We start from the raw sequence: 13108 nt of genomic DNA on the forward strand, positions 1-13108 counted from the left end.
TGATGGGCAGGTCGCTGACGGTGCGGATTTTCTTGATCAGGTCTTGCGCCATGGCCGGGGTGGCGGTGGCGTCGCTGACCATGATGAAACGGTCGCCAATGATCACGCCCGAATTGGGGTCACCCTCGGCGGTGTAGGCCCAGCAGTGCTGGCTGAGTTGCTCGAAAGTGATTTTTTTCTCGGCCAAGTCGGCTTGGCTGGCGAAGGCCTTGGTGGGTGCTTTGGACATGGAAAGTTCTCCGGTCTGTGAATGGGCTGAATTTTACCTAAACGAAATGCGTTACGTATTGGTAAATTGCATATTGCTCGCCAGGGGCTCAAAGAATGTGTACTCCAACACAGCGGCGTTTGAAGCTCCTCACTCCTCGGGGCCGTGGCCGCAGACCTGCCCAAGGCAACCGGTTCAGCTCCTACAATGCTTTCATGAAAATCCTCTTTGTTGCCGACCCCCTCGAATCGTTCAAGATCTACAAGGACACGACCTTTGCCATGATGCGCGAGGCGCAAAAGCGCGGGCATCAGGTGGTGGCGTGCGAGATGACCGATGTGCGCTGGCAGCGTGGCGAGGCGGTCTCGGCCCTGGTGCGCGAGGTTCGCCTGACGGGCGATGCCGATGCCTGGTTTATCGAGACCGGCAAACAACGTGCGGCATTGAAGGATTTTGGTGCGGTGATCATGCGCAAGGACCCGCCGTTTGACAGCGAATACTTCTACGCCACCCACCTGCTGAGCCAGGCCGAGCGCGAAGGGGCCAAGGTCTTCAACAGTCCGGCGGCGCTGCGCAACCACCCCGAGAAGCTGGCCATTTTGGAGTTCCCCCAGTTCATCGCGCCCACCCTTGTGACGCGCAACGAGGCGGACATCCGCGAGTTCCACGCCACGCACGGCGACATCATCTTGAAGCCCTTGGACGGCATGGGCGGCATGGGCATCTTCAAGGTGGGGGCCGATGGCCTGAACCTGGGCGCGATCATCGAGACGCTCAACCGCGATGGCGCGCAAACCGTGATGGTTCAAAAGTTTTTGCCCGGTATTGCGCAAGGCGACAAGCGGGTGCTGCTGATCGGCGGCAAGCCGGTGCCCTTTTGCCTGGCCCGCATTCCGCAAGGCGGCGAGGTGCGTGGCAACCTGGCCGCTGGCGGCAAGGGGGTGGCCCAGCCGATTTCGGCACGCGACCGCGAAATTGCCGAAGCACTGGGCCCGATCCTCATGGCCCGTGGCCTGATGCTGGTGGGCCTGGACATCATCGGCGAGAGCCTGACCGAGATCAACGTGACCAGCCCCACCTGCTTTCAGGAAATCACCGACCAGATGGGGTGTGATGTGGCAGCGCTGTTTGTGGATGCGGTGGAAGCAGCCTGCACCACCTGAATCAAAACAGCTTGTCGGGGGTGTAGCGCAGACCGAATGAGGTCCATGCGCTGCGGCCGGGTCCACCGGGCTGGGTGCCGCGCGTGAAGTCCAGCTGAAACAGGCCGGGGACCACTGAGAAACGCAGCCCGGATTGCACAAAAGGCTTTTGCCGGTCATCGCCAAAGGCTTCAGCGATCAACATCCATCTGGGGTGAAGCCAGTATTCGACGCCGCCACCCCAGGTGGTCGAATGCAGGCGACTTTGTTGGTCCTTGACCCAACCGAGGTTGGCATGAAAAACCACGCGGTCATCACGCATGGACACCGACAGCGGCACATACACATACGTGTTGCCCATGTTGTTGGGGCCAGACTGGGCAGAAGGGTGCCAGGCACGGCCCACGGCAAGTCCCCAGCCCCAATCGTTGGTCTGCATTGGTCGGAACAGCGTTTTGGCCTGCAGGATGTGGTCATGCGAAGAAGGCTGACCATCGACATTGAAATGACCGCCGCCAGCTGTGATCTCCAAATTGCCTGTGGGGTTGCAGGCAGGCAGCGCCCAATACTCCACGCGGTCTGTGTAGCGGCGCGTCCAACTCTCCAGCTGGCATGAGCCCTCGGTGGTCAAACGGGCGTCGTCGGTCATGAATGGGCGTGCCGCATGGGCGACGCCAACACCACTGGCCAGTGCGGCAAGAACCAGAAGTAAAAATTGAACCTGCATGCGGCGATTGTAGGAAGCTGTCCATGACACCCTCATGAAAGCGTCACAAACCCATCAGGTCACCGTCTTCAAACGTGTAAACCCGTCCCGGCTCAAACGCCACCCAGGCCTCGTTGGTGGTCAAAGGCTGCGTGACGACCACGGCCACGCGGTCGGTCTCGCGGGTGTGTTCGGCAAAGTTCACGCTCAGGTCTTCGTCGCTCAAGGTGGCTTGGCTGAAGGGGTGGCGGCGCAGCACATAGTGCAGCTGCGTGCTGGCATGCGCCCACAGGGCCTGGCCGTTGGACAGCAAAAAATTGAAGGTGCCGTGTTTGGCGATGTGCGGCACCAGTTCGCGCAGGGTGAGCGACAGCTCTTGCACGCTGGGCACGCTGGCGTGGGACTTGGCCAGCTCTTGCATGAGCCAGCAAAAGGCGCGTTCGCTGTCGGTCTGGCCCACGGGTTTGAAGTTGCCGTGCAAGCGCGGCTCGAAATCGACCAGGTTGCCGTTGTGCGCAAACACCCAGTAACGGCCCCAGAGTTCGCGCACAAAGGGGTGGCAGTTTTCCAGGCTCACCTCGCCTTGCGTGGCTTTGCGGATGTGGGCGATGACGTTGGTGCTCTTGATCGGGTAGCGGCGCACCAGCTCAGCCACCGGCGAGGTGCTGGCGCTTTGGTGGTCCACCATGTGGCGCACGCCGCGCCCTTCAAAAAATGCGATGCCCCAGCCGTCGCTGTGGTGGTCGGTCACGCCGCCGCGCTGCGCAAAGCCGCTGAAGCTGAAGGTCACATCGGTCGGGGTGTTGCAGTTCATGCCGAGCAGTTGGCACATGGGTCAGTCTTTCTTGTGGGCGGGCGCGGACATGAGCCAGGCCGGGATGATGGCCAGCGCGGTGAGCACGGCCAAAAACCAGAAGGTGTCGTGAAAGGCCAGCAAGCGGGCATGGGCATCGCCAGCGCCCAGCAAAGCCACACCCTTGGCGCCCAGCCGCCACTCCAGCACGATGGCGCACAGACTCACGCCCGCTGCCCCGCCCAACATGCGCAAGAAATTGACGACGCTGGCACTTTGAGGAATCAGGTGCGCCGGCATGCCTTGCATGGCCCCAAGGTTGAGCGAAGGCAAGATGAAGCCCAGGCCGATGCGGCCCAAGATGGTCCACAACCACAGCGCCAGCAGGCCCCGGTCCGGGTCGACCGTGCTCATGAGTGCAAACGAGCACGTCAACAACACCAGGCCCACCAACACCAAATACCGTTTGTCGGTGCGGTCGGCCCAGCGCCCCACCAAGGTGATGGTGATGGCCAACATGAAGCCCGCAGGCAAGAGGGCCGAGCCCACATACGAGGCCGACAAACCCAGGCCGCTTTGCATGAACACCGGCAGCAGATAAGTGGAGCCAAACAGCGCGGTGCCATAGGTCACGGCCACCAAAGACCCCATCAGGAAACTGCGGTGGTTGAACACGCGCAAATCCATCAAAGGCGCCTGTGCGCCGGTGGCGTGGTGCTGAAAACGCCGCTGCAAACGCATTTGCCAGGCCACAAAGCAAGCGGCCATGAGGGCCGCGCCCAGCAGCACAGGCAGGCCCTGCGCTGTGCCCGATTCGCGCCAAGTGACCATGCCATTGAGCAAGAGCACCGTGCCCACCAGCGCCATCAACAGGCCCCACCAGTCCAGGCGGCCCGACGCGACATTGGCCTGCACACCGCCCGGTGCCGTGGTGGGCACATAGCGCCGCGCCAGCCACAGCGCGGCCAGCGCCAGCGGCACGACCATGAAAAAGATCGAGCGCCAACCAAAAGCATCCACCAGCAAACCGCCCACGCTCGGGCCGATGGCCGGGGCCAACACCACACCGGTGCCAAACAGGCCACTGGCGCGGCCGCGCTCTTCGGGGGCGAACGCGTTCATGATGATGATCACGGGGATCGGCTGCACCACACCAGCGGCCAAGCCTTCCACAATGCGCGCCACCAGCACCCAGCTGTAGTCGTCGGCCAAGCCGCCCGCAATGCCCCCGCCCAGCAGCATGAGCATGCACATCTCATAGGTGCGGCGGTAACCAAAACGCGAGAGCAACCAAGGCGTGGTCAGCATGGACACGGTCATGGCCACCATGAAGCCCGAGCTGACCCACTGCACCCGCGTCTGGCCCAACGTGAAATGCTGGCTCATGTCGGGGATGGCCACGTTCATGATGGTGGACGACATGACCGAGGCCATGGTGCCCAGCATGACCGACAAGAGCAGCAGCCAGCGGTGGCGCTCGCCATAACGGGCCCGCAGGGCCTGCAGGCTGTGGGTGTCTTGACTCATGTCGTCTGCGCCGCTTTCTGGACACAGGCCTGGCAAATGCAGGCTTTGCCTTTGGCCGCGGCTGGAATTTGCTGCAACAAGGCCGCCGTGAACTGCTCGCGCGTGCACCAACAGGGCTCTGTCGCTTGCCCGGGTGAAGCTTCCATGGCGCAGCGGTTGGCTTGCCCACACAGGGGGCAGAGGCAAGGGTCAACGGTCGAACAAGCGCTCATGGCAAGGGTCAAGGCAATAAAGCCCCCAGTTTAGGCCTTGTGTCGGCGGCGCTGCGCATCTCGCCACAGCCGCACGGCCAGCACCACCAGGGGTGTGGTGTGCAAAAACAAATCAAAAATATCGATGGGCCGGCTCAGCGTGCCTTGCAGGAGCATGCGCCATTTTTCGGTCAGGTGCGGCTCGGGCACAAATGGGGCCACAACCAGGTACAGCGCCACCAGCGCCAGCCAAAGCAAAGGAAGTCGGTCAATCCAGCGCATGCGGTCCTGGGGGTGTGGAGATGGGGTCGTCATGCGCCGTATTAAAACAGGCTCCACGCGCACTTCGACCGCACACAGCGCAAGAGGCCAGCGGTCAAGCAGCCCCCTTGGGCCCATCCACCCGCTGTCCGCTGCGCCCCACGCCCGACTCGAACAGCCGGGCCCCGCGAGACGCTTCGCCACTGGCCAGGGTTTGCAGGCCCAGCGCAAATTCGTGGGCCAGCGCCTCATCCAGACCCATGCCAAATTGTTCATACGCCGAGCGGCGGTCGTTGCGCAGACAGGTCTGCGGCAAGGCGGCCAGTTGCTGCGCCAGTTCCACCGCCGCCTGCAGCGCTTGGCCTTCGTCCACCACGCGGTTGGCCAGGCCCATGGCCAGCGCCTCGTCCGCCGCCACGGCCCGGCCGGTGAGGATCAAATCCAGCGCCCGCGACAAGCCGATCAGCCGGGGCAAGCGCACCGTGCCGCCGTCGATCAGGGGCACGCCAAAGCGGCGGCAAAACACACCCAGCACGGCCGAGCGTTCGACCACGCGCAGGTCGCACCACAGCGCCAGCTCCAGCCCGCCCGCTACGGCATGGCCGCTGATGGCCGCGATCACCGGCTTGGACAGCAGCATGCGCGAAGGGCCCATGGGGCCATCGCCCTGCGGGTCCAGGCGGTTGCGGCGCTCTTCATCATTGAGCGCCTTGAGGTCGGCCCCGGCGCAAAAGGTGCCATGTGCGCCATAAAAAACGGCCACGGCGGCATCCGGGTCGGCATCAAAGTCGCGAAAAGCATCGGCGAGTTGCTGCGCCGTCACGCGGTCCACCGCGTTGCGGGCCTGCTGACGGTTGATCGTGACGATGGTCACCGGGCCTTGCCGGGTGACCTGAACTTCGGTGGGATGGTTGGACATGTGTGTCGCCTCAGCCCGGGAAGGCGCGTTGCAGGATGGCATCGACCGCCAGCGCTCGGATGTCGATGCTGCCCACCACACGGCCCCATTGCGGATCCATGCGGGTGTTGATGAAGGCATCGGCCACCGCGTTGGGCGCATGGCGGCGCAGCAAGCAGGCCTGGGCCAGCAGCACCAGGCGCTCGGCAAAGCGGCGGCCCAGGGCTTCGAGTTGCTCAGGCGGTTCGCGCAGCATGGCCAGCAGGCTTTGTTGCGCGGCCACCAAGCGGGCATCTTCGCCCAAGCCTTGGCTCAGGTCTTGCAGCAAAGCCATGGCCGCGTCGGGCGCTTTGCCAATGGCCCGCATCACGTCGAGACACATCACATTGCCCGCACCTTCCCAGATGGAGTTGACCGGGGCTTCGCGAAACAAGCGGCCCATGACGCCGTCGTCCACATAGCCGTTGCCGCCAAAGATTTCCATGGCCTCGCCGGTGAGCTCCACCGCACGCTTGCAGACCCAGAACTTGGCCGCAGGCGTCATGACGCGCTTCCAGGCTTTTTCGACCGGGCTGTCATCGCGCTCGTAAGCCTGCGCCAGCCGCATCATCAAGACCACATTGGCTTCGTTTTCGAGGGCCAGGTCGGTCAGCACGGCGCGCATCAGGGGCTGATCGACCAGCAGACGACCAAAGGCCTTGCGCTGGCGGGCGTAGGCCAGGCCCTGCACCAAGCCTTGGCGCACCATGGCGGCGCTGCCCACCACGCAGTTCAGGCGCGTGTAGGTGGCCATCTCGATGATGGTGGGAATGCCACGCCCGGGCTCGCCCATCAGGATGCCGTGAGCGTCCTTGAACTCGACTTCGCTGCTGGAGTTGCTGCGGTTGCCCACCTTGTTCTTGAGGCGCTGTATTTCAATCGGGTTCTTGCGGCCATCCGGACGCCAGCGCGGCACAAAAAAGCAACTGGGGCCGCCGTCGGCCGTGCGCGCCACCACCAGGTGCGCGTCGCACATGGGAGCCGAGAAAAACCACTTGTGCCCGCGCAGTGTGAACTCGCGCTCGCCCTGGCCGGTGGGGGTGGCTGTGGTGGTGTTGGCCCGCACATCCGAGCCGCCTTGTTTTTCGGTCATGCCCATGCCGACCCACATCGACTTTTTGCGGGCCAGCGGCACATCGCGTTCGTCGTAGTCGGGGCTGAGCAGCTGGTCCTTCATGGCGGCCCACAAGGCAGGTTCGCGCTGAATCAGCGGAATGGCCGCTTGCGTCATGGTGGCGGGGCACAGCGTGCCTGCTTCCACCTGCCCGTGCAGGTAAAAGCCTGCGGCCCAGGCCGACCAGCGCCCCGGGCGCTCATCGGCAAACGGCATGGCGATCAAGCCCTGCTTCCGGTACAGCGCCATCAATTGGTGCCAGCTGGGGTGAAACTGCACCTGATCCACCCGGCGGCCTCGGGCGTCGAAAGATTTCAGCTCAGGCGTGTAGCGGTTGGCCTGATCGGCCAAGGCGTAGGTCTCGGCCTGGCCCAGGGTGGTGCCATAGGTGTCGAGTTGCGCCTGAAAACCAGCGGCCCCTGCACGCGCCAATGCTTCGCGCAATGGCGTGTCGGTGGCAAAGAGCTGGTAGTTTTGCAGCTCGTCGAACTGGTTCGTGATTTCGTGGGTGTGCCAGGTCATGCGTCGTCTCCGTCTTGCCCTCGGGGCTTGTTGTGCATGCCCCAGAGTCTAGGGGAATTGCCCGCTCACGACCCCACGAAAAACGGCTCCCGAAGGAGCCGTTTTCACACATGCCAGAACACGTCTGGCATGGACGGACGATCAGGCCGCTTTGACCTTCAGGCGCCAGGCGTGCAGCAGCGGCTCGGTGTAGCCGCTGGGTTGCTCTTTGCCTTTGAAGACCAGATCGCAAGCGGCCTGGTAAGCGGCCGACTTGGCGAAGTTGCCCGCCATCTTTTTGTACTCGGGGTCACCCGCGTTCTGCGCGTCCACCACAGCAGCCATGCGCTCCATCGTGGCTTTGACCTGCTTTTCGGTCACCACGCCGTGGTGCAGCCAGTTGGCCATGTGCTGGCTGGAGATGCGCAGCGTGGCGCGGTCTTCCATCAGGCCCACGCCGTTGATGTCGGGCACCTTGGAGCAGCCCACGCCTTGGTCCACCCAGCGCACCACGTAACCCAGGATGCCTTGGGCGTTGTTGTCGAGTTCCTTTTGCTTGTCTTCTTCCGACCAGTTGGCGGCATCTTTGGCCACCACGGGGAACTGCAGCAAGGCATTGAGGGTGTCTTCGCGCAGTTGTTTCGGGTCTTGCTTGGCCACGGCCTTTTCCATCTGCTTTTGCAAGGCAGGCACATCCACCTGGTGGTAGTGCATGGCGTGCAGCGTGGCAGCGGTGGGGCTGGGCACCCAGGCGGTGTTGGCACCGGCCAGGGGGTGACCGATCTTGGCCTTGAGCATGTCGGCCATCAGGTCGGGCATGGCCCACATGCCTTTGCCGATCTGGGCGCGACCACGCAAGCCGCAGGCCAGGCCCACGTTGACGTTGTTCTTCTCGTAAGCACCCAGCCAAGTGCTGTTCTTGATGTCGCCCTTGCGCATGACGGGGCCGGCCAGCATGCAGGTGTGCATCTCGTCGCCCGTGCGGTCCAGGAAGCCGGTGTTGATGAAGGCCACGCGGCTCTTGGCTGCGGCAATGCAGGCCTTGAGGTTGGCGCTGGTGCGGCGCTCTTCGTCCATGATGCCCAGCTTGACGGTGGAGGGCTTCATGCCCAGCACCTTCTCGACGCGACCAAACAGCTCGTCGGCAAACGCGACTTCGGCGGGGCCGTGCATCTTGGGCTTGACGATGTAGACGCTGCCGGTGCGGCTGTTGCGCAGGGGGTGCGAAGACTTTTTCTGCAAGTCGACCAGGGCGCAGGTCACGGTGACCATGGCGTCCATGATGCCTTCGGGGATCTCTTTGGTGCTGCCGTCGGCGGCTGTGTAGAGGATGGCAGGGTTGGTCATCAGGTGACCGACGTTGCGCACGAACATGAGCGAGCGGCCGTGCAGTTTGACGGTGCCTTTGCCCGTGGGCTTGGTGTACTCGCGGTCACCGTTCATGGTGCGGGTGAAGGTCTTGCCGCCCTTTTGCACTTCTTCGCTCAGGGTGCCTTGCAAGATGCCCAGCCAGTTGGCATAGGCCAGCACTTTGTCGTCGGCGTCCACGGCGGCCACCGAGTCTTCCAGGTCGAGGATGGTGGACAGCGCGCTTTCAGCGATCAGGTCGGACACGCCAGCCGGGTCGGTCTTGCCGATGGCGGTGGTCTTGTTGATTTGCAGGTCAAGGTGGATGCCGTTGTGCACGAACAGCACCGAGGCGGGGGCCTTGGCGTCACCGGTGTAGCCGACAAACTGCTTGGCATCGGCCAGGGTGGAATTTTTGCCATTGGCCAGGGTCACGACCAGCTTGCCGGCTTTGACGGCGTAGCCCTTGCTGCCCACATGCGAGCCGGTCTTCAGGGGTGCAGTGCGGTCGAGCACGTTGCGGCAGTAGTCGATGACTTTGGCGCCGCGCTTGGGGTTGTAGCCCGAGCCTTTTTCGCAACCACCTTCTTCGCTGATGGCATCGGTGCCGTACAGCGCGTCGTACAAAGAGCCCCAACGGGCGTTGGCGGCGTTCAGGGCGTAGCGGGCGTTCAGGATCGGCACCACCAGCTGGGGACCAGCCAGCTTGGCCAGCTCGGCGTCCACGTTGGCGGTGGTGGCTTGCGCGTTCTTGGGCTCGGGCACCAGGTAGCCGATCTGGCTCAGGTATTTGCGGTAGGCCTTCATGGCCTTGCCTTCGGCCACGGGGCCGGGGTTGGCGGTGTGCCACTCGTCCATGGCGGTCTGGATGCGGTCACGCTCGGCCAGCAGGGCGATGTTCTTGGGGGCCAAATCGGCCACGATGCTGTCAAAGCCAGCCCAGAACTTGTCCTTGTCCACGCCAGTGGCGGGCAACAGGGTGTCGTTGATGAAGCTCAGCAAAGGGTTGGCCACTTGCAGCTTGTGGATCGCGGTGCGTTCGGTCATGGGAACCTCGGATGTTGAAAAAAAGAATTCGGGCGCTCTGCCAGCCCCACGCCTTGCGGTGCGGAACACTTTGCAGCTTGGAAAGGACTTTATTCTAAGTTTCGATGCGGATAAAGACGGCAAAAATTCATTAACCCATGACTTTTTTGCACAAATACACCGCAAAAAAGCATAATTGCCCCCATGGACAAGCTCAAAGCCTTCGACACCTTTGTCTCGGTTGCCACCAAGGGCAGCTTGACGGCCGCTGCCCGCGGCGAAGGCGTGGCCCCGGCCATCATTGGGCGCAGGCTGGACGCGCTGGAGGAGCACCTGGGCGTCAAGCTGCTGGTGCGCACCACGCGGCGCATCACCCTCACGCACGAGGGCAGCGCCTTTCTGGAAGATTGTCAGCGCCTACTCTCAGACGTGGCCAATGCCGAAGCCAGTGTCTCGGCTGGTGGCGTCAAGGCCAGTGGGCATTTGCGCATCACGGCCCCTGCGGGCTTTGGGCGGCGGCATGTGGCGCCGCTGGTGCCCAAGTTCCGCGAACTGCACCCCGATGTGACGATCTCGCTGAACCTGTCGGACCGCGTGGTGGACCTGGCGGGCGAAGGCTTTGATTGCGCGGTGCGCGTGGGCGATTTGCCCGACTCGTCTTTGGTCAGTGTGCGCATGGCCGACAACCGCCGCTTGTGCGTGGCCACACCAGCCTACTTGGCAAGGCGCGGCACACCGCAGCAACCTTCTGATTTGCTGCACCACGATTGCCTGACTTTGTCGAGCGACGCGTCGCAAACCCGGGGTTGGGCCTTTCGCACGGAGGGCGGCAGCAGCGAGGTGATCCATCTGCGCCCCGGCGGCCCCCTGGACTGCTCAGACGGTCAGGTGCTGCACGACTGGTGCCTGGCCGGTTACGGCATCGCCTGGCGCAGCACCTGGGAGGTCGAGGCCGAGATCCAGGCCGGCCAGCTGGTGGCGGTGCTGGAAGACTATGCCGCACCACCCAACGGGATCTTTGTGGTGTTTCCGCAGCGCAAGCATTTGCCTTTGCGGGTGCGCCTGTGGATCGACCACCTCAAGCAGCACTACGGCCAGACCGAATTCTGGCAACGCACGGGGCTTTGAACCCCATCAATGCCAAAGCCTGACGGGTGTCAGGCTTTGGGGTGCACAGCGTCGGTTCAGGTCAGGCGCCCAAACCGCCGGGCATCATTTCTTCAGGCATTCGGACATGAAGGCCTTGCGCTCATCGCCCTTTTTGCCCGCCGCTTCGACATTGCAGGTTTTCATCTTGCTTTGCTGCGTTTCTTTTTTGGCGCTCAAGCACTCCTTCATGAACGCCTTGCGCTCGTCGCCTTTTTTGCCATCGGCCTCTTTGTTGCAAGTGGCCATTTTGTTTTGCTGGGGTGTTTTTTCAGCGGGTGCCGGGTCTGCGGCCTGCGCCCAACCCGAAGCCAATGCCAAAACCAAAGCCAGAACTGTGAAACCGTTACGCATAAGAAACTCCCAAATGGTGAAGGTGAATGGTGGCGCGAAATGCACTTCAACGCCAAGCGCATTAGGGCATTTGGGCAGGCGATTTGTCCAGCGTGGGCTTGTAATCAACTGTAAATGAACACACACAGCCACCCGCCCATCCGTGCAGGTGCGGCCATGCCCCGTAAAATCCCACCCCATGCTTTCTGCCAAACAACATTTGCTCGCGGCCCTGGCCGCCGAGCTCGACAAACTCCAGCCCGGCGCCGGTAGCCGTGCTGCCTTTGAATCCCCCAAGGTCGCCGCCCACGGCGACCTGGCTTGCACAGCCGCCATGCAGCTGGCCAAGGCCCTCAAACAAAACCCCCGGCAACTGGGCGAATCGCTGCGCGCCGCCTTGCTGACCACCCCCGCCTTCGAGCGCTGGGTCGACGCCATCGAGCTGGCGGGCCCGGGCTTCATCAACATCCGCCTGAAAGACGCGGCCAAACAAGCCGTGGTGCACGAAGTGCTGCAAGCGGCCGAATCCTTTGGTGCGCAAGCGGCCAAAGCCGACAAGGTGCTGGTCGAATTCGTCTCGGCCAACCCCACAGGCCCTCTGCACGTGGGCCATGGCCGTCAAGCCGCTTTGGGCGACGCGATCTGCAACTTGCTGGCCACCCAAGGCCAGCAGGTCTACCGCGAGTTCTATTACAACGACGCGGGTGTGCAAATCGGCACCCTGGCCAACTCCACCCAGCTGCGCGCCAAAGGCTTCAAGCCAGGCGACGCCGAATGGCCAGAAGCCGCCTACAACGGCGACTACATCCAGGACATTGCCAACGACTTTTTGGCCAAGAAGACCGTCAAGTCCGATGACCGCGAATTCACCGGCAGTGGCGACGTCAACGATCTGGACGGCATGCGCCAATTCGCCGTGGCCTACCTGCGCCACGAGCAAGACCTGGACTTGAAGGCCTTCGACGTCAAGTTCGACAACTACTACCTCGAGTCCAGCCTTTACACCAGCGGCAAAGTCGACGCCGCCGTGCAAAAGCTCAAGGATGCGGGCAAGACCTACGAGCAAGACGGCGCGCTGTGGCTGAAATCCACCGACTACGGTGACGACAAGGACCGCGTCATGCGCAAGGGCGACGGCACCTACACCTACTTTGTGCCCGATGTGGCCTACCACATCACCAAGTGGGAACGCGGCTTTTCGCGCGTCGTGAACATCCAGGGCACCGACCACCACGGCACCATTGCCCGCGTGCGCGCAGGCCTGCAGGCGGCCAATGTGGGCATCCCCGAGGGCTACCCCGACTACGTGCTGCACACCATGGTGCGCGTGATGCGTGGGGGCGAAGAAGTGAAGATCTCCAAGCGCGCTGGCAGTTACGTCACGCTGCGCGACCTGATCGAATGGACCAGCAAGGACGCGGTGCGTTTCTTCTTGCTCAGCCGCAAGCCCGACACCGAATACATCTTCGACATCGACTTGGCGCTGGCGCAAAACAACGACAACCCGGTCTACTACGTGCAATACGCGCACGCCCGCATCTGCTCGGTGCTGGCGGCCTGGGGTGGCGACAAAGCCAGCCTGACGCATGCCGACCTGTCTGCTCTGCAAAGCCCGCAGGCCCATGCGCTGATGCTGGCCCTGGCCAAGTACCCCGAGATGCTGACCTCTGCGGCCAACGACTTCGCACCTCATGATGTGACCTTCTACCTGCGCGACCTGGCTTCGCTGTACCACAGCTACTACGACGCCGAACGCATTCTGGTGGACGACGAAGCCATCAAGAAAGCCCGTTTGGCGCTGGTGGCGGCTACCGCCCAAGTGCTGCAAAACGGCTTGAAAGTTCTGGGTGTGTCAGCACCCACCAAGATGTAAATG

At 62.9% G+C, this 13108-nt stretch carries 12 protein-coding genes and 1 pseudogene; 3 read left to right on the forward strand and 10 right to left on the reverse strand.

Annotated elements, in window-relative coordinates; translation table 11 throughout:
* Nucleotides 1-229, reverse strand: a pseudogene (locus Q1W40_RS04670) (MBL fold metallo-hydrolase); the annotation flags it as partial.
* 194 nt (nucleotides 230-423) lie between these two features.
* Between Q1W40_RS04670 and gshB the strand changes: the two are divergent.
* Nucleotides 424-1371: a glutathione synthase gene (gshB, locus tag Q1W40_RS04675; protein ID WP_300709397.1), complete on the forward strand. Its 948-nt coding sequence runs from the start codon at nucleotides 424-426 to the stop codon at nucleotides 1369-1371.
* Between the two features lies 1 nt (nucleotide 1372).
* Here the strand turns inward: gshB and Q1W40_RS04680 are convergent, their stop codons facing one another.
* The 8 genes from Q1W40_RS04680 to Q1W40_RS04715 all read right to left on the reverse strand — a co-directional run bounded on the left by Q1W40_RS04680 (nucleotide 1373) and on the right by Q1W40_RS04715 (nucleotide 9774).
* Nucleotides 1373-2077 carry a hypothetical protein gene (locus Q1W40_RS04680; RefSeq protein ID WP_300709400.1) on the reverse strand — a complete coding sequence of 235 codons (705 nt, stop codon included), beginning with the start codon at nucleotides 2075-2077 and terminating at the stop codon, nucleotides 1373-1375.
* Between the two features lie 43 nt (nucleotides 2078-2120).
* Nucleotides 2121-2888: a class II glutamine amidotransferase gene (locus tag Q1W40_RS04685; protein WP_300709402.1), complete on the reverse strand. Its 768-nt coding sequence runs from the start codon at nucleotides 2886-2888 to the stop codon at nucleotides 2121-2123.
* A gap of 3 nt (nucleotides 2889-2891) precedes the next feature.
* A complete protein-coding gene (locus Q1W40_RS04690) occupies nucleotides 2892-4376 on the reverse strand; it encodes a DHA2 family efflux MFS transporter permease subunit (protein WP_300709404.1) in 1485 nt (494 codons plus the stop codon).
* Complete coding sequence (locus tag Q1W40_RS04695) at nucleotides 4373-4588, reverse strand: cysteine-rich CWC family protein (protein ID WP_300709406.1); 216 nt, start codon at nucleotides 4586-4588, stop codon at nucleotides 4373-4375. Before Q1W40_RS04695 ends, Q1W40_RS04690 begins: the two co-directional genes overlap by 4 nt.
* A gap of 30 nt (nucleotides 4589-4618) precedes the next feature.
* Complete coding sequence (locus Q1W40_RS04700) at nucleotides 4619-4882, reverse strand: hypothetical protein (RefSeq protein ID WP_300709408.1); 264 nt, start codon at nucleotides 4880-4882, stop codon at nucleotides 4619-4621.
* Nucleotides 4883-4943: 61 nt separating this feature from the next.
* Nucleotides 4944-5747 (reverse strand): crotonase/enoyl-CoA hydratase family protein, encoded by an 804-nt coding sequence (locus tag Q1W40_RS04705; protein WP_300709410.1) that lies wholly within the window; start codon nucleotides 5745-5747, stop codon nucleotides 4944-4946.
* 10 nt (nucleotides 5748-5757) lie between these two features.
* The gene (locus Q1W40_RS04710) at nucleotides 5758-7401 is read right to left on the reverse strand and encodes an acyl-CoA dehydrogenase family protein (protein WP_300709412.1); all 1644 of its coding nucleotides are present in this window, start codon (nucleotides 7399-7401) and stop codon (nucleotides 5758-5760) included.
* A 141-nt stretch (nucleotides 7402-7542) separates the two neighbouring features.
* Nucleotides 7543-9774: a malate synthase G gene (locus Q1W40_RS04715; protein ID WP_300709414.1), complete on the reverse strand. Its 2232-nt coding sequence runs from the start codon at nucleotides 9772-9774 to the stop codon at nucleotides 7543-7545.
* 183 nt (nucleotides 9775-9957) lie between these two features.
* Between Q1W40_RS04715 and Q1W40_RS04720 the strand changes: the two genes are divergently transcribed.
* Nucleotides 9958-10881, forward strand: a complete 924-nt coding sequence (locus tag Q1W40_RS04720) for a LysR family transcriptional regulator (protein WP_300709416.1) — start codon at nucleotides 9958-9960, stop codon at nucleotides 10879-10881.
* An 84-nt stretch (nucleotides 10882-10965) separates the two neighbouring features.
* Here the strand turns inward: Q1W40_RS04720 and Q1W40_RS04725 are convergent, their stop codons facing one another.
* The gene (locus Q1W40_RS04725) at nucleotides 10966-11253 is read right to left on the reverse strand and encodes a PsiF family protein (protein ID WP_300709505.1); all 288 of its coding nucleotides are present in this window, start codon (nucleotides 11251-11253) and stop codon (nucleotides 10966-10968) included.
* A gap of 178 nt (nucleotides 11254-11431) precedes the next feature.
* Between Q1W40_RS04725 and argS the strand changes: the two genes are divergently transcribed.
* Entirely contained in the window at nucleotides 11432-13105 is a 1674-nt protein-coding gene (gene argS / locus Q1W40_RS04730) for an arginine--tRNA ligase (protein ID WP_300709418.1), read from the forward strand.
* The last annotated feature ends 3 nt before the right edge of the window (nucleotides 13106-13108 follow it).

The sequence above is a fragment of the Limnohabitans sp. genome, from assembly GCF_030158565.1.
Taxonomy (GTDB): domain Bacteria; phylum Pseudomonadota; class Gammaproteobacteria; order Burkholderiales; family Burkholderiaceae_C; genus Limnohabitans_A.